Annotated in this window: 13 protein-coding genes; 10 read left to right on the forward strand and 3 right to left on the reverse strand. The window is 69.7% G+C overall.

What is annotated here, in order from left to right; all coding sequences use genetic code 11:
• The first annotated feature begins 52 nt into the window (after window positions 1–52).
• Complete coding sequence (locus J2X20_RS09630; RefSeq protein ID WP_310263795.1) at window positions 53–565, forward strand: response regulator; 513 nt, start codon at window positions 53–55, stop codon at window positions 563–565.
• Window positions 566–730: 165 nt separating this feature from the next.
• Here the strand turns inward: J2X20_RS09630 and J2X20_RS09635 are convergent, their stop codons facing one another.
• The gene (locus tag J2X20_RS09635) at window positions 731–1,459 is read right to left on the reverse strand and encodes a response regulator (protein ID WP_310263798.1); all 729 of its coding nucleotides are present in this window, start codon (window positions 1,457–1,459) and stop codon (window positions 731–733) included.
• 132 nt (window positions 1,460–1,591) lie between these two features.
• Between J2X20_RS09635 and J2X20_RS09640 the strand changes: the two genes are divergently transcribed.
• From J2X20_RS09640 to J2X20_RS09665, 6 genes are all read left to right on the forward strand, one after another.
• Complete coding sequence (locus J2X20_RS09640; RefSeq protein ID WP_310263799.1) at window positions 1,592–1,789, forward strand: hypothetical protein; 198 nt, start codon at window positions 1,592–1,594, stop codon at window positions 1,787–1,789.
• Window positions 1,790–1,801: 12 nt separating this feature from the next.
• Window positions 1,802–2,227, forward strand: coding sequence for a globin family protein (locus J2X20_RS09645; RefSeq protein ID WP_310263800.1), 426 nt, complete (start codon window positions 1,802–1,804; stop codon window positions 2,225–2,227).
• A 38-nt stretch (window positions 2,228–2,265) separates the two neighbouring features.
• On the forward strand, window positions 2,266–4,257 hold the full coding sequence (locus J2X20_RS09650; protein ID WP_310263802.1) for a hybrid sensor histidine kinase/response regulator: 1,992 nt from the start codon (window positions 2,266–2,268) through the stop codon (window positions 4,255–4,257).
• A gap of 43 nt (window positions 4,258–4,300) precedes the next feature.
• Window positions 4,301–5,254 carry a Bug family tripartite tricarboxylate transporter substrate binding protein gene (locus tag J2X20_RS09655; RefSeq protein WP_310263806.1) on the forward strand — a complete coding sequence of 318 codons (954 nt, stop codon included), beginning with the start codon at window positions 4,301–4,303 and terminating at the stop codon, window positions 5,252–5,254.
• 127 nt (window positions 5,255–5,381) lie between these two features.
• Window positions 5,382–6,887: a malonate--CoA ligase gene (locus tag J2X20_RS09660; RefSeq protein ID WP_310263809.1), complete on the forward strand. Its 1,506-nt coding sequence runs from the start codon at window positions 5,382–5,384 to the stop codon at window positions 6,885–6,887.
• 53 nt (window positions 6,888–6,940) lie between these two features.
• Complete coding sequence (locus J2X20_RS09665) at window positions 6,941–9,553, forward strand: diguanylate cyclase domain-containing protein (protein WP_310263811.1); 2,613 nt, start codon at window positions 6,941–6,943, stop codon at window positions 9,551–9,553.
• On the opposite strand, the gene J2X20_RS09670 is transcribed toward J2X20_RS09665, so the two are convergent.
• Window positions 9,550–10,044, reverse strand: coding sequence for a hypothetical protein (locus J2X20_RS09670; protein WP_310263813.1), 495 nt, complete (start codon window positions 10,042–10,044; stop codon window positions 9,550–9,552). The two genes, J2X20_RS09665 and J2X20_RS09670, sit on opposite strands and share 4 nt — an antisense overlap.
• A 55-nt stretch (window positions 10,045–10,099) precedes the next feature.
• Window positions 10,100–10,678 (reverse strand): hypothetical protein, encoded by a 579-nt coding sequence (locus tag J2X20_RS09675; protein ID WP_310263815.1) that lies wholly within the window; start codon window positions 10,676–10,678, stop codon window positions 10,100–10,102.
• Between the two features lie 153 nt (window positions 10,679–10,831).
• Here J2X20_RS09675 and J2X20_RS09680 point away from each other — a divergent pair, with 153 nt between their 5' ends.
• The 3 genes from J2X20_RS09680 to J2X20_RS09690 all read left to right on the forward strand — a co-directional run bounded on the left by J2X20_RS09680 (window position 10,832) and on the right by J2X20_RS09690 (window position 15,504).
• The gene (locus J2X20_RS09680) at window positions 10,832–12,517 is read left to right on the forward strand and encodes a methyl-accepting chemotaxis protein (protein ID WP_310263817.1); all 1,686 of its coding nucleotides are present in this window, start codon (window positions 10,832–10,834) and stop codon (window positions 12,515–12,517) included.
• Between the two features lie 193 nt (window positions 12,518–12,710).
• On the forward strand, window positions 12,711–14,447 hold the full coding sequence (locus J2X20_RS09685; protein ID WP_310263819.1) for a methyl-accepting chemotaxis protein: 1,737 nt from the start codon (window positions 12,711–12,713) through the stop codon (window positions 14,445–14,447).
• A 115-nt stretch (window positions 14,448–14,562) separates the two neighbouring features.
• Window positions 14,563–15,504: a 4-hydroxyproline epimerase gene (locus tag J2X20_RS09690; protein ID WP_310265150.1), complete on the forward strand. Its 942-nt coding sequence runs from the start codon at window positions 14,563–14,565 to the stop codon at window positions 15,502–15,504.
• The last annotated feature ends 3 nt before the right edge of the window (window positions 15,505–15,507 follow it).

Here is a 15,507-nt window from a genome sequence, read left to right on the forward strand (position 1 = left end):
GCTCACGGCCCCTCGGGGTCTCATAAGAACAAGCTGACACAAGGACATGGGGATGGACAAGTCGAGGTTGCCCGAGCCAGCACAGACGCTGGTTCCTTTCTGGCTCAACGCCACCACCGAGGGTGCGGGCGTTGACGCGCCGGAGCCCGACGACGACGGCTCTGCCAAGAGCCAGCGCCAAGCCCAGGTCCTGCTTGTCGAAGACAACCACATCAACCAGGTCGTCGCGCTGGAATTCCTGGCCCTGATGGGCGTTCAGGCCCGCCTGGCCAAGAACGGCCTGGAAGCCCTGAGCGCCTGCGCCGAAACCGCCCCCGACCTCGTGCTGATGGATATCCAGATGCCCGGCATGGACGGCCTGGAATGCGCGCGCCGCATCCGCGCCCAGCAGCGCGAAGGCAAGCTGCCCAATTTCCCCATCCTGGCGCTGACCGCCCATGCCCTGGACGCCGACGTGGCGGCCAGCCTCGAGGCCGGCATGGACGAGCACCTGACCAAGCCGCTGGACTTCGTCGCCCTGCGTACCAGGCTGCAGCGCTGGTTGAAATTGCCGATGGCAAATTGACCCCTCGCCCGGCCTCGCGCCGCTGAACGCGGGCGAGTCCAGTCGGTCCCCCGAGGGGACGGCGATGCTTGCGGCATTGAGCCGCAAGCACATCGCCTGAGGCGGGCCGGCTAGGGGCGGCCCGTCGCTCGGCCCGGCTTGCCGGATCGACCGGCAAGCGGCAATTCAAGTCGCGGCAGGAACGTATACATAACCGACGTTGCGGACGGTCTTGATGACCTCCGGCTTGTCGGGGTTGCGCTCCACCTTGCGGCGCAGGCGCATGACACGCAGGTCGATGCTGCGGTCGAACACGTCCCAGCCGCGGTTGTGGGCCTGCTCCATGATCTGGTCGCGGTTCAGCGGCCGGTTGGGATGGCGGGCGAACAGGGCCAGCAGATCGAACTCGGCGGCCGTGATGTCGATCTCCTCGCCGCCGGCACCGAAGAGCTTGCGCTGGGCCATGTCCAGGGCGCAGGGGCCGAAGGCGATGCGCTCGGGGTCCGTGGTCGCTGCGGCCGGCGTGGCCGTCACCTGCAGGCGGCGCAGCACGGCGCGCACGCGGGCCAGCAGCTCGCGCAGCTCGAAGGGCTTGGCGACGTAGTCGTCCGCCCCCACTTCCAGGCCGACGATGCGGTCGATGGCCTCGCCGGCCGTCGTCAGCATGAGCAGGCCCAGGCGCGGATGCGATTCGCGCAGGGCGCGGGCCAGGGACAGGCCGTTCTCGCCCGGCATGTTGATGTCGAGCACGGCCACGTCGGGCACGCTCTCGGCCACCAGGGCACGGGCGGCGGCCGCGTTCTCGGCCTGCATGACCGTGAAGCCGTTGCGGCCGAAATACTCGGCCAGCAGGGCGCGCAGTTCGGGCTCGTCGTCGACGAGCAGCACGGTGGACGGGGCTTGGGTGTCTGACATGGCAGCGAATGATAGGCAGGCGCCGGCCCGGGCGGCGGGCTGCTGAAACAAACGCAACACAGAAGGGCCGCGGTGAAGCGGCAGTGAAACCGGCGCCGCCGACAGTGGTGGCACACCAACCGGAAGACCACCATGCACTACCGCAGCGACAACCCCTTGACCGACTGGCCGGACACCCTGCTGGTCGGCTACCGCAGCGAAGCCTTCGCCGAAGACCTCGAGCAGGTCGATCCGCCCGCCGCCCGCTGGAGCTGGCTGGAGCGCCTCGTCGCGGTCCTGCCGCTGCTGTGCGTCTGGGCCCCCGTGGCCGACGCCTACCTCATCCACTGACCCGAGGCCATCATGACCCCGCAACAAATCGACCTCATCCGCAGCAGCTTCGAGCCCCTCAAGCCCCTGGCCCCCACCGTGGCAGAGGCCTTCTATGCCCAGCTGTTCGCCCGCGACCCCGCCCTGCGCGCCCTCTTCCGCGGTAGCGACATGAGCGAGCAGGGCACCCGCCTGATGCAGATGCTGTCCGCCGCCATCGAGCTGCTGGACCGTCCCCATTCCCTGAATCCTGTGCTGCTCAAGCTCGGCCAGCGCCATGCCGGCTACGGCGTCGTCGAGGCCCACTACGCCAGCGTCGGTGCCGCCCTGCTGGACACCCTCTCGGCCGGCCTGGGGCAGGACTTCACCCCGGAAGTGCGCGAGGCCTGGACGACGATGTACGGCCATGTCGCCAAGACCATGCAGGAGGGGGCCGCCACCGAGGCCCTGGCGGCCTGAGCATCCTTATCATCGGCCGCGCCCAGGGAGCGAGCCGAATGACAGAAACCTTGCACTTCCATCCCGCGCCGGACGCCGGCGTGGGCGAACTCGGCAGCGTGCTGCAGGCGACGCTGCCATTGCTGTCGCAGCTGCTGGAAGCCGTGCCGGCGCGCGTCGTCGTCATCGATGTCAACGAACGCTTCGTCTGGGCCAATCACGAGTTCTTCAAGTTCACCGGCCTGCATCCCAAGCAGGTGCTGACCCAGCCCATCGGCCGCATCCTCGGCGAGTCGGCCTATGCCAGCTACAGCGCCGTGCGCGAGCGCCTGGCCACGGGCCAGACGGTCGCCTGGGAGGGCTGGACCGAGCTCGCCGGCGTGGGCCGGCGCTATATGCGCGAGCACCTCGTGCCGGTGGACGTGCGTGAGGGCGTACCCCAGGCCACCGTGGCCATCAGCCTGGATCTGACCGAGCTCAAGCTGCGCGACGCCCAGCTGTCGGCCAAGGTCGCCGAGCTGGAGGCCACCCAGGCGCTGAAGTCCTCCATCTTCGACAACGCCATGGCCGCCCTGGTCTCCACCGATGAGACAGGCCATATCGTCGAATTCAACCCCGCGGCCGCGGCCATGTTCGGCATCGTCCGCGAACAGGCCATGGGCCGCGCGGTGGCCGAGGTCATGATCCCGCCGCGGCTGCGCGCTGCCCATGACGCCGGCATGGCCCGCGTGACGGCCAGTGGCGAGCAGCGCGTCATGGGCCGGCGCGTCGAGATGCCGGCCCTGCGCGCCGACGGCACCGAGTTCCCGGTCGAGATGCTGCTGTGGCGCACCGCCGTCGGCAGCGAGACCTTCTACACCGCTTCGCTGTTCGACCTCTCCGAGCGCCAGACCGCCCAGAGCGAGATCGAGCGCCAGCGCGAGGCCCTGCGCCAGAGCGAGAAGCTGACCGCCATGGGCAGCCTGCTGGCCGGCGTCGCCCACGAGCTGAACAACCCGCTGTCCATCGTCATGGGCCGCGCCTCCCTGCTGGCCGAGAAGATGAGCGGCCATGCCCTGGCCGCCGACGCCCAGCGCATCCACGAGGCCGCCGAGCGCTGCGGCCGCATCGTGCGCACCTTCCTGAACATGGCGCGCAGCCGCCCGGCCAACCGCAGCGAGGTGGCGCTGAACGACCTCGCCACGGCGGCCGTCGACATGCTGGCCTATGTGCTGCGCAGCCACGGCATCGCCGTCACCCTGGACTTGTTGCCCGGCCTGCCGCCCGTCAAGGCCGATGCCGACCAGATCGGCCAGATCGTGCTCAACCTCATCGTCAATGCCCAGCAGGCCCTGGGCGCGCGCGACCATGGCCGGCAACTGACCGTCTCCACCGGCGTGGCACCGATGACCGACGGCGACCGCCGCCGCGTGCCGCGCGTCTGGCTGCGCGTGCGCGACAACGGCCCCGGCATCGCGCCCGAACTGCACGAGCGCGTCTTCGAGCCCTTCTTCACGACCAAGAGCGAAGGCGTGGGCACGGGCCTGGGCCTGGCGGTGTCGCGCTCCATCGCCCGTGACCATGGCGGCGAGCTGACACTGCAGGACGACGGCAGCGGCGCCTGCTTCTGCCTGCAGCTGCCCGTCAGCGGCGAGCCCGAAGCGACGGAGACCGAGCCCGTGCCGCTGGCCACGACCGACGAATGCAGCGCCCGCGTGCTGGTCGTCGACGACGAGCCGGAGATCGCCGAGCTGATCGGCGAGATGCTGGGCGGCGCCGGCTACGAGGTCATGACGGCCGAGTCCGGCGCCGTGGCCCTGGCCATGCTGGCCGAGGCCCGCTTCGACGCCATCGTCAGCGACCTGCACATGCCCGACGTCGACGGCGCCCAGCTCTGGCGCGAGGTCAGGGCCAGCCAGCCGGCGCTGGCGCGGCGCATGCTCTTCGTCACCGGCGACACCCTGTCTCCCATCGCCCGCCAGTTCCTCAGCGAGGCCCGCTGCGACAGCCTCAACAAGCCCTTCTCCAAGCAGGAGCTGCTGGGCCGCGTAACCGCCCTGCTGCGCCCCTGAGCCTTGCCCATAATCCCGGCATACCACTGACGGAGACAAGCCGATGAAGCGACGCACGCTGCTGCCCGCCCTGCTGAGCCCCTGGCTGGCCGCCCAGGCCCAGGGCGGCAAGCCCCAGACCTGGATCGTGCCCTTTCCCGCCGGCGGCGGCACCGACGCCTTCGCCCGGCCGCTGACGGCCCTGCTGACCAAGCAGCTCGGCCGCCAGGTCATCATCGACAACAAGGGCGGCGCCGGCGGCACCGTGGGTGCCACCATCGCCTCCAAGCTGGCGCCGGACGGCAACAACTTCTTCATGGGCGCCGTGCACCACACCATCGCGCCGTCCATGTATCCCCGGCTGGACTACAAGCTGGAAGAGGACTTCGTGCCCGTGGCCCTGCTGGCCAGCGTGCCCCAGGTCATCGTCGTGCACCCGGGCCAGGTGCCCGTCAGCGACCTCAAGGGTCTGCTCGCGACCGTGCGCGCCAAACCCGGCAAGCTCAACTACGGCTCGGCCGGCAACGGCACCTCCCACCATCTGGCCGGCGAGCTGTTCAAGCTGCAGACCAAGACCTTCATCACCCACATCCCCTACCGCGGCGCCGGCCCGGCCCTGCAGGATCTGATCGCCGGCCAGGTGGACATGATGTTCGACGGCCTGGGCTCCTCGGCCAACCACATCAAGAGCGGCCGCATCAAGGCCCTGGCCGTGGCGGCGCCCAAGCGCGCCGTCGGCTTCTCCGATGTGCCGACGGCCGCCGAGGCCGGCGTGCCGGGCTACGAGGTCTCGACCTGGTACGGCCTGTGGGCGCCCAAGGGCACGCCCAAGGAAGCCATCGCCGCCATGCAGGCCGAATTGCGCAAGGCCTTCGCCACGGATGAGATCCGCAACATCTGGCACGGCCTGGGCGCCGAGACGCCCAATCTGTACGGCGACGCCTTCGGCCAGTTCGTCAGTTCGGAAACCAAGCGCTGGGCTGCCGTCGTGAAGGCCTCCGGCGCGAAAATGGACTAACCCCCTACCGGCTTCGCCGGCCCCCTTTGAAAGGGGGCACTGCCAGTGGCCCGGCAAAGCCGGTTCCACGGCAGTCGCTGGGTAAGACACTAGCCTGCGGCGGGCTTCGTTCGCGGAACATGCCCTCATGAATCTCTACGCTGCTTTGCGTGCCGGCTTCCCGGCCGACCTCGATTCGACGGCCATCGACAACGACGGCCTGCTCTATTCCTGGCGCGACCTGGACAACGGCAGCGCCATGCTGGCCAACTGGCTGGGCAAGCTGGCCCTGCCGGCCGGCAGCCGCGTCGCCGTGCATACGGACAAGAGCGTCGAGGCCCTGATGCTCTATCTGGCCGTGCTGCGCGCCGGCCTGGTCTATCTGCCACTGAACCCGGCCTATCACGCCGCCGAGCTGGAGCATTTCATCAGCGATGCGGCGCCGGGCGCCGTCGTCTGCGCCGGCAAGAACTTCGGCTGGGTCAGCAAGCTGGCCTTCCAGCGCGGCGTGCGTTGGGTCTTCACGCTGAACGACGACCGCACGGGCACGCTGCTGGACCGCGCCGCCCAGATGCCGCTGGCCCATGAGCCGGTCGAGCGTACCGACACCGACCTCGCCGCCATCCTCTACACCAGCGGCACGACGGGGCGCAGCAAGGGCGCCATGCTCAGCCACGGCAATCTGCTGAGCAACGCCCGGACGCTGAAGGACTTCTGGGACTGGAAACCGGACGACGTGCTGCTGCACGCCTTGCCCATCTTCCATGTGCACGGCCTCTTCGTCGCCTCGCATGGCGCGCTGCTGAACGGCAGCCGGATGCTGTGGTTCAACAAGTTCGAGGCCGGCCCGGTGGCGCGCCGCTTGCCCGAGGCCACCGTCTTCATGGGCGTGCCGACACTGTATGTGCGCCTGCTGCAGGAAAAGACGCTCGACACCAAGAACATCCGCCTCTTCATCAGCGGCTCGGCCCCCCTGCTGATCGAGACCTGGCGCGAATGGCAGGTCCGCACCGGCCATTTGATCCTGGAGCGCTACGGCATGAGCGAGACGCTGATGCTGACTTCCAACCCCTGCAAGCCCGAGGATGGCGAACGTGTCGGCGGCACCGTCGGCCCGGCCCTGCCCGGCGTCGGCCTGCGCATCGTCGACGACGAGGGCCTGCCTTGCGCGGCCGACGAGATCGGCCATGTGCAGGTTCGCGGGCCCAATGTCTTCAGCGGCTACTGGCAGATGCCGGAGAAGACGGCCGAGGAATTCACCGCCGACGGCTGGTTCAAGACCGGCGACGTCGGCCGCGTGGCCGCCAATGGCTATCTGACGCTGATCGGCCGCAGCAAGGACCTCATCATCAGCGGCGGCTTCAATGTCTACCCGGCCGAGATCGAGGGCTTCCTGAACGAGCTGCCGGGCGTGGGCGAGTCCGCCGTCATCGGCGTGCCGCATCCGGACTTCGGCGAGGCCGTCGTCGCCGTCATCACGCCGGCCGGCCGGCCCGACCCGGAAGGCCTCATCAAGGCGCTGAAGGACCGCATCGCCGGCTTCAAGGTGCCCAAGCGCGTCATCGTCACGGCCGAGCTGCCGCGCAACGCCATGGGCAAGGTGCAGAAGAAGCTGCTGCGCGAACAGCACGCCGCGCTGTTCTGCGCGAAATAGCACCGCCCGCCGGCGGGGCTGCGGCGCAAAATGAACCGCCAACCCCGCCCGCCATGAGCGACGCCCCCTCTCCCGCCGAGCCATCGCCGCTGGCCCGTCGCCGCCGCTGGCGGGAGCGCGCCCTGCTGCTGGCGCCGGCCCTGGCCTTCGGCTCCGTCGTGCTGACGATCTGGGTCGTGGTGGGCTGGTATGTGCTGGAGAAGCCGCGCGAGCTGCTGACCCAGCAGCGCCAGGAACTCGCCACCGGTGTGCGCGCCGTCGCCCTGCAGACCGAGCCCGTGCTGCGCCAGGCCGAGAGCGCCTTGCGCGTCGTCGACCTGTGGCTGCTGACGCGCCGCGGCGACCGGCCGCTGGCCGATGCCATGCTGCGCCAGTTCGTCGACAGCGTGCGCAGCGGCTCGCGCCAGGTCGTCGACATCGTCCTCGTTTCCCCCACCGGCAAGGTGCGCCGGCTGCAGGCGGGCGCCGAGGAGGACGACGCCAGCATCGCCGGCACGGCGGCCTTTGGCGAGATTGCCGGCCTGGTGCGCGAGGGCATCGCGCTGGGCCTGCCGCTGCGCCTGGGTGGCCGCATCGACGACGGCCGCCTGCGCCTGCCGCTGCTGATGCGCCTGTCCCGCCCGCTGGACGACTACGAGTTCGTCATGGCCACCATCGACCTGCAGCGCCTGCACGATGCCCAGGGCCTGTTCGCCCCCATGCCGCCGTATTCCCTGGTCATGCTGCGCAACGACGGCCTGGCCCTGGCGCGCCGGCCCGAGGTGCCGGGCTTCGTCGGCCGCAACCTCTTCGAGCAATTCCCCGCCGCCCGCCGCGATCTCACCGGCGACGAGGGTTTCTTCGTCAGCAGCGGCGCGGCCACCGACGGCCGGCCGCGCATCGGCGCCTTCGTCTCCCTGCCCGACTACGGCCTCAAGCTGCTGCTGTCGGGCACCGAAGAAGATGTGCTGCTGCCCTTCTGGCGCCAGCGCAGCCTGGTGCTGGCCGCTGCGGCGCTGGCGACGCTGGGTCTGGTGCTGCTGGCGCGCTGGCTGGGCCAGCTGCAGCGCGCGGCGCGACTGCGCGAGGCCACGCTGCAGGCGACCAGCAATGCCATGCCGCTGGGCCTGTTCCGCACCGACGAGACCGGCCGCATCGTCTACGTCAACGACAGCTATCTGCGCGTACACGGCCTCAGGCGCGAGGACATCGCCTGGGGCTGGACGACGCTGGTGCATCCCGAGCAGCGCGACATGCTGATCCAGCGCTGGAAGCACCACATGGCCACCGGCGAGCCCATCGACATGGTGCGCAAGATGAAGCGTGGCGACGACGGCCGCATCCGCTGGATCGCCGTGCGCACGGCCCCCCTGTTCTTCGACGGCAAGGTGGCCGGCCAGGCCGGCACCGTCGAGGACGTGACCGAGCGCGGCGAGCAGGAGAAGGCCCGCAAGACGCTGACCGCCATCTTCGACATGACGCCCGACTTCGTCTGCCAGGCCAGCGAACAGGGGGTCGTCAGCTATCTGAACCCGGCCGCCCGCGCCCGCCTGGGCATGGCGGCGGATGCGCCGCTGCATGAGACCCACATTTCCGACTATTTCTCGGCCGAGCAGCTCGAGCTCTACGAGAAGTTCGTGCTGCCCGAGGCGATGCGCCAGGGCCATTGGCGCGGCCGCGTCAGCGTGCAGCTGGGCCAGGACCGCGTGCCAGTGGACTGCCTCATCATCATGCACCGCGACCTGCGCGGCCGCATCGAGACCATCTCCGTCATCCTGCGCGACATGTCCGAGCAGGTGAGCGCCCAGCGCGAGCGCGAGCGCAGCGAGGCCATGCTGCTGGCCGTCGCCCACACCGCGCGGGCGCAGTTCCTCGTCGGGGACACGGAGGGCCGCGTGATCTTCTTCAACGCCGCCTTCGAGCAGCAGCACCGCGTCCAGCTCAAGGACTGGGTGGGGCGGCCGCTGGCCGAGCTCTTCGGGCCGCAAGACCACGCACGCCGGGCACCGCTGATTGCCGCCGCCCTGGCCGGCGAGACGCGCCGCCTGGATCTCGCCGACGGCAATGCACGCGATGGCCGCAGCTTCGACGTGCAGTACGCGCCGCTGCGCGTGCAGAGCGGCGAGATCGAGGGCCTGATCGCCATCGAGGTCGACGTGACCGAGGCCCGCCGCGAGGAAGCCCGGCTGCGCTTGGCCTCGCAGACCGATGCCCTGACCCAGCTGCTCAACCGCGCGGGTTTCGAGGAAGGCGCCCGCGAGCAGCTGGCCGCTGTCGCGGGTCAGCGCCTGGCCCTGCTCTGCCTCGACCTGGACAAGTTCAAGCCCGTCAACGACCAGCATGGCCATCCGACCGGCGACGCCCTGCTCAAGGCCGTGGCCCTGCGCCTGCGCCACGCCCTGCGCCCGAACGACCTCGCGGCCCGTCTCGGGGGCGACGAATTCGCCGTGCTGCTGCCGCAGATCCACGAGGCCCAGGCCGCGGCCGCCGTGTCGGCCAAGCTGCTGCAGGCCATCAGCGCGCCGTATCACATCGGCGAGCTGGAACTGGAGATCGGCGTCAGCATCGGCTATTGCGTTGCGACGACGGGCGCGGTCAGCCTGGAGCAGTTGGTGGAGAAGGCCGACGCCAGCTTGTATGAGGCCAAGCGCGCCGGGCGCGGCTGCTTCCGCGGCAGTGGAATCTAGGCGGCGACGCCGTTCTTGATCTCGCCCAGCGCCAGCTGGAGCACGCGCGCATCGCTGCTGGCACGGTGGCGGGTCAGGCGTTGGCGCTGGCGCACGATGTCAACGACGCCGCGCCAGCGCTGGGCTTCGGCCTCGTTGAGCAGGCCGCGTAGATCGTCCAGCTTGAAGCGCAGCGCAACGCCGGCGGCGTCGTACAGGCGTGCCAGCCAGGGGTAGTCCTGGCCCCAGCCGTCGCAGTAGACGGTCTGGCCGGCCAGGCGGGCATTGAGCTGCTCGGCCATCCAGCGCACCGGCCGGCCGTGGCGGCGCAGCAGCTCGCGGCTGATGCCATGCAAGGCCTCGGCGCTGGCATCCCAATGCTGCCACTCGGGCTCCGGGGCGATCAGGCCGCAGAACAACGCGCCCTCGCCGTTGCAGAAGCCGATTTCGATGGGATAGCTGCCGCGGCCGAAGCCCGAGGCTTCGATGTCGAGGATGGCCGGTAGCTGCATGGGCCGAGTTTGTCAGGCCGGACACAGAAGTTACACAGGGTTGTCGCCGAGACGGCTAGCCCGGCTCGTTCTCAATCACCTGTTCGCTTTCGAACAGCTGCAGCGCGGCGCGGCCGACCTGGCGGGTGTCCCAGTAGGCATAGGCGCCGACCCCTGCGGCGCCGACCAGCGGCACCCAGCGCGACAACATCCGGCTGGCCGCCTTCTTGCCCAGGTGCACGCCGATGGCTTCGGCCACCCGCTGCAGCAGCACCTGGGCGGCCGGCCGCACGATGACGCGTTCGCCGACCCGCACCGTCAGGTCGCGCAGGGCCTGGGCGGCCGTGTGGCGGAACAGGCACCAAAGCATCTGCGCGGGCCCAAGCTCGGCACTGCGGCCATACAGGGCTGCGATGTCGGCCACCAGCTGGCGCTGGATCTGCCAGACCGCCAGCATCTCAGGCGCGATGGTGGCCCAGCCCAGCGGCCCGGGAGGCAGGGCCAGCGTGCCGGCGGCCAGACCGGCCTTGGTGGCGGCACCTTCGATGAAGCGTGCCGCCGCATCCCGCGGCCGCGCGCTTGGCGTGCAGGCGGTGTCGGGCGGCTGCGCCACCAGCGCCAGCACCCTTTCGCCCAGGTTGGCTTGCGTATCCATGCCTTCGCTCCCATGCCGCGAACTGCACACGACATGCACTGTCCTTGCGCGGCATCAAAGATTCGCATAGTTTCACATCCTCGGTGCTAACTTCGTTTCAAGATGGAGTCTGGCCGCGGATCTCCGCGCAACCATTTCACAGGGAGAACAGTCATGAACATCTTCAAGGACCTGCGCATCGGCCTGCGCCTGGGTCTCGCCTTCGCGGTCTCCATCGCGTTCAGCGTTGCGCTGGCGTTGTATGCGCGCGGCCAGCTGATGCGGATCAACGACGAGCTGACGGTGATGGTCAAGGATCGCGTCGTCAAGGTCGAGCAGCTCGAACAGATCAAGCACAACGTCAATCTGACGGCGCGCACGGTGCGCAACATCGTGCTGCTGAGCGACCCAGCCGCCATCCAGAAGGAGCTGGACACGATCGCGGGCAACCGCAAGAGCACGGGCGACCTGTTCCAGAAGCTGCAGGCCTCGATCACCTCCAGCGAGGGCATCAAGCTGCTGGCCGCCACCGCCGAGGCGCGGGCACCCTATGTCGCGACGCTGCAGCGCGTGACCGACCTTGGCGTGCAGCAGCACAAGGACGCCGCCCGCGACCTGCTGCTGGGCGAAGTGCAGGCCAAGCAGCAGGCCTATTTCAGCGCGCTCGACGCCCTGATCGACCACCAGAAGGAGCTGATGCGCACGTCGGCGCAGCTTGCCGATGGCATCGTGAGCTTTGCGTCGGCGGCGATGCTGATCGCGGCGACGTTGGCAGGCGCCGTCGGCGTGGCATTGGCGCTGTTGATCACGCGTTCGGTGGTGGCCCCGATCCAGGACGCGGTGCGCGCCGCAGAGACCGTGGCCGCCGGCGACCTGCGGCTGCGCCTGACGACCGACCGCCGTGACGAAGCGGGCCAGCTGCTGGCCGCGCTGCAACGCATGAACGACGCTCTGGTCGACATCGTCGGCACGGTACGCGGCAATGCCGACAGCGTCGTCATGGCCAGTGGCCAGATTGCACAGGGCAACGCCGATCTCAGCCAGCGCACCGAGCAGCAGGCCAGCAATCTGCAACAGACCGCCGCCTCGATGGAAGAGCTGACCGCGACGGTCAGCCACAACACCGACATCTCCCGCCAGGCCGCCCAGCTCGCCAGCAGCGCGGCGCGCGTGGCCGAGAGCGGCGGCCAGGTCGTGGGTGAGGTCGTGCACACGATGGAGCAGATCACGGCCAGCTCCAAGAAGATCGCCGACATCACCGGCGTCATCGACGGCATCGCCTTCCAGACCAACATCCTGGCCTTGAACGCCGCCGTGGAGGCCGCGCGCGCTGGCGAACAGGGCCGTGGCTTTGCCGTCGTGGCCGGCGAGGTGCGCAACCTGGCCCAGCGCAGCGCCGAGGCCGCACGCGAGATCAAGGCCCTGATCGGGGCCAGTGTCGAGCGCGTCGAGGCAGGCAACGGCCTGGTCGGCGAAGCCGGCCGCACCATGGGCGAGGTCGTCGGCCAGGTGCAGCGGGTGGCCGACCTGATCAGCGAGATCAGCGCCGCCAGTGAGGAGCAGAGCAAGGGCATTGGCCAGATCGGCAAGGCGGTCAACCAGCTCGACGAAGTCACCCAGCAGAATGCCGCCCTCGTCGAGGAGAGTGCCGCGGCGGCCGAGAGCTTGCGCGTCCAGGCGAGCCAACTGGCCGAAACGGTGTCGGCCTTCAGACTGGACGTGGCTGCGGCGGCACCGCGGCCTGCCACCCCACCGCCACGGCCCACCAGGGCAGCCAAGGCAGTCCCGCCCCCAGCGCGTCCGGGGCAGCCCGCTCCGCCCTCGGCCGCGACCGCGGACGGCGACTGGACCTCCTTCTAGGGTCGCTTCATGCGGTGACGCCGGGCCGCATCGCTCCAAAGCCGGTATTCCTTGGCTTTTCGGCGCACCACTGACGCACGAATTGCCTTGCGCTGCATCCGCTCGAAGGAACAGACTCGCCGGTGCGGACTAAGGCACGGTCAACAAGATGCCAAAGCCCTTCAGGGAGCGTCGCCTCTTGAGGAGACTCACCATGAACCTGCTTACGAGTCTGCGGATCGGCCGGCGTCTCGGCCTGGCCTTCGCCGTCTCCATCGCCTTCACCGTGTTGCTGGCCGCCTATGCGCGAACGGAACTCATCACCATCAACGATGCGCTGGAGCTGATGGTCGGCGACCGGATGGTCAAGGTCGCGCAGCTCGAGCAAATCAAGGACAACGTCAACATCAACGCGCTGGCGGTGCGCAACGTGCTGCTGCTGGCCGATGCCGAGGGCAAGCGCAGGCAGCTGGCCGATGTCGATGCCGCTGCCAAGCGCACCGCCGAGCTGTTTGGCAAGCTCGAGGCCAGCACGGCCCCGGGGCCGGCCCGCGAGATGATGACGGGCGTCGTGCAGGCGCGGGCGCTTTTCGTGGCCTCGGTGCGCAAGGTCATCGATCTGGCCGTGAAGGACGAGACCGAGAAGGCCCGCAACCTGCTCCTCGGCGAGACCCACGAGCTGCAGGTCAAGTATTTCGAGAAGCTGGACGCGCTGATCGCCTATCAGACGGAGCTGATGCAGCACGCGGCCAAGTCGGCCGACACGACGGTCGACTTCGCGGCCATCGCGGTCGTCGTCGCCGCGGCCGCCGCGCTGGCCATCGGCGCCACCCTGGCGCTGCTGATCACACGCTCGGTGGTCGGCCCGATCGGCCAGGCCGTCGCCGCCGCCGAGACCGTGGCCGCGGGAGACCTGCGGCTGAACCTGGCCACCGACCGCAAGGACGAGGCCGGCCAACTGCTCAACGCGCTGCAGCGCATGAACGACTCGCTGGTGGGCATCGTGGGAGCGGTGCGCGGCAATGCCGACAGCGTCGCCACGGCCAGCGGCCAGATCGCTCAGGGCAATGCCGACCTGAGCCAACGCACCGAACAGCAGGCCAGCAACCTGCAAGAGACGGCGGCGTCCATGGAGGAGCTGAGCGCTACGGTCAAGCACAACACCGACACCGCCCGCCAGGCCGCGCAACTGGCCGGCAGCGCGGCCCGCGTGGCCGAGAGTGGCGGCCAGGTCATGGGCCAGATGGTGCACACGATGGACGAGATCACGACCAGCTCGAAGAAGATCGGCGACATCATCGGCGTCATCGACGGCATCGCCTTCCAGACCAACATCCTGGCGCTGAACGCGGCCGTCGAGGCAGCGCGCGCCGGCGAACAAGGCCGGGGCTTTGCCGTCGTGGCCGGCGAGGTGCGGGCATTGGCCCAGCGCAGCGCCCAGGCAGCCCGCGAGATCAAGGCGCTGATCGGCGCCAGCGTCGAACGCGTCGAGGCGGGCAATACGCTGGTGGGCGAGGCCGGCCGCACCATGGACGAGGTGGTCGTCCAGGTCAAGCGCGTGGCCGACCTGATCAGCGAGATCAGTGCCGCCAGCACCGAGCAAAGCAAGGGCATCGGCCAGATCGGCGACGCGGTCAACCAGCTCGATCAGGTGACGCAACAGAACGCCGCCCTCGTCGAGGAGAGCGCGGCCGCGGCCGAGAGCCTGCGCATGCAGGCCGGCCAACTGGCCGAGACCGTGGCCGCTTTCAAGCTCGACGCCGTGGCCGCGGCCGCGCCCGTCGCCAAGCCCAAGGCCAAGGCCAGCAAGCCCAAGGCTGCCGCCGTGACCAGGGCGGCACCGCCCCGCCCGGCACCACGCCGGCCAGACCCAGCCCGCGTCGTTGCGCCGGTGGCGGCCGCGGCGACGGCGGCTGCGGCCGTCGCCGACGACGATTGGGCGTCGTTCTAGTTGAGCGAACATGAGGCTCCCTCAGTGCAGGAGCCTCACCGATGCAGACCATTCCCTGGCGCGGCGCCTTCCCCGCCGTCACGGCCAAGCCCGCCCACTGCCGGTCGCAGCCATGATGCAGCGCATCCAGATCATCGACTCCCACACCGGCGGCGAACCGACGCGCGTCGTCATTGACGGTTTTCCCGAGCTCGGCGCCGGCACCATGGCCGAGCGCCGCGAGCTGCTGGCCCGCGAGCACGACCGCTACCGCCGCGCGACGCTGCTGGAGCCGCGCGGCAGCGAGGTGCTCGTCGGCGCCCTGCTCTGCGCGCCGCAGGATCCGGCGCATACGGCCGGCGTCATCTTCTTCAACAACGCCGGCTACCTCGGCATGTGCGGCCACGGCAGCATCGGCCTCGTCGCAACGCTGGCCCACCTGGGCCGCATCGGGGCGGGCGAGCATGTCCTCGAGACGCCGGTGGGCCATGTGCGCGCGACGCTGCACAAGGACGGGAAGGTGAGCGTGCGCAATGTGCCGGCCTATCGCCTGGCCGCCGGCGTCAGCGTGACCCTGCCGACCGGGCAGACCGTGACCGGCGACATCGCCTGGGGCGGCAACTGGTTCTTCCTCTGCGCCGACCATGGCCAGGCCGTGGCGCCGGTCCATGTGAATGCACTGACCGACTATGCGGCCATGGTGGGCGAAGCCCTGCACGCCCAGGGCCATCGTGGCGCAGACGGCGCCGTCATCGATCACATCGAACTCTTCGCCGATGTCGACCCGGCGATCGCCGACTCGCGCAGCTTCGTGCTCTGCCCTGGCCGCCAATACGACCGCTCGCCCTGCGGCACCGGCACCAGCGCCAAGCTGGCCTGCCTGGCCGCGGCCGGCAAGCTCGCGGCCGGCGAGGTGTGGCGCCAGGCCAGCGTCATCGGCAGCGTCTTCGAGGGCTGGTACGAGAAGCACGAGGCCAGCATCGTGCCCACCATCCGCGGCCAGGCCTTCATCAGCGCCGAGGCCACGCTGCTGATCGAGCCAGATGACCCGTTTGGCTGGGGTTTGCCGGCAAATTAGGGG

This window comes from Roseateles saccharophilus (assembly GCF_031458095.1).
GTDB classification, from domain to species: domain Bacteria; phylum Pseudomonadota; class Gammaproteobacteria; order Burkholderiales; family Burkholderiaceae_C; genus Pelomonas; species Pelomonas saccharophila_A.

Bases quoted from the DNA above. Each gene is read 5' to 3' on its own strand.
- J2X20_RS09650 (WP_310263802.1), top strand. From the start codon at position 2,266: ATGACAGAAACCTTGCACTTCCATCCCGCGCCGGACGCCGGCGTGGGC.
- J2X20_RS09675 (WP_310263815.1), bottom strand. From the start codon at position 10,678: ATGGATACGCAAGCCAACCTGGGCGAAAGGGTGCTGGCGCTGGTGGCG.
- J2X20_RS09665 (WP_310263811.1), top strand. From the start codon at position 6,941: ATGAGCGACGCCCCCTCTCCCGCCGAGCCATCGCCGCTGGCCCGTCGC.
- J2X20_RS09690 (WP_310265150.1), top strand. From the start codon at position 14,563: ATGCAGCGCATCCAGATCATCGACTCCCACACCGGCGGCGAACCGACG.
- J2X20_RS09670 (WP_310263813.1), bottom strand. From the start codon at position 10,044: ATGCAGCTACCGGCCATCCTCGACATCGAAGCCTCGGGCTTCGGCCGC.
- J2X20_RS09685 (WP_310263819.1), top strand. From the start codon at position 12,711: ATGAACCTGCTTACGAGTCTGCGGATCGGCCGGCGTCTCGGCCTGGCC.
- J2X20_RS09630 (WP_310263795.1), top strand. From the start codon at position 53: ATGGACAAGTCGAGGTTGCCCGAGCCAGCACAGACGCTGGTTCCTTTC.
- J2X20_RS09660 (WP_310263809.1), top strand. From the start codon at position 5,382: ATGAATCTCTACGCTGCTTTGCGTGCCGGCTTCCCGGCCGACCTCGAT.
- J2X20_RS09655 (WP_310263806.1), top strand. From the start codon at position 4,301: ATGAAGCGACGCACGCTGCTGCCCGCCCTGCTGAGCCCCTGGCTGGCC.
- J2X20_RS09645 (WP_310263800.1), top strand. From the start codon at position 1,802: ATGACCCCGCAACAAATCGACCTCATCCGCAGCAGCTTCGAGCCCCTC.
- J2X20_RS09640 (WP_310263799.1), top strand. From the start codon at position 1,592: ATGCACTACCGCAGCGACAACCCCTTGACCGACTGGCCGGACACCCTG.
- J2X20_RS09680 (WP_310263817.1), top strand. From the start codon at position 10,832: ATGAACATCTTCAAGGACCTGCGCATCGGCCTGCGCCTGGGTCTCGCC.
- J2X20_RS09635 (WP_310263798.1), bottom strand. From the start codon at position 1,459: ATGTCAGACACCCAAGCCCCGTCCACCGTGCTGCTCGTCGACGACGAG.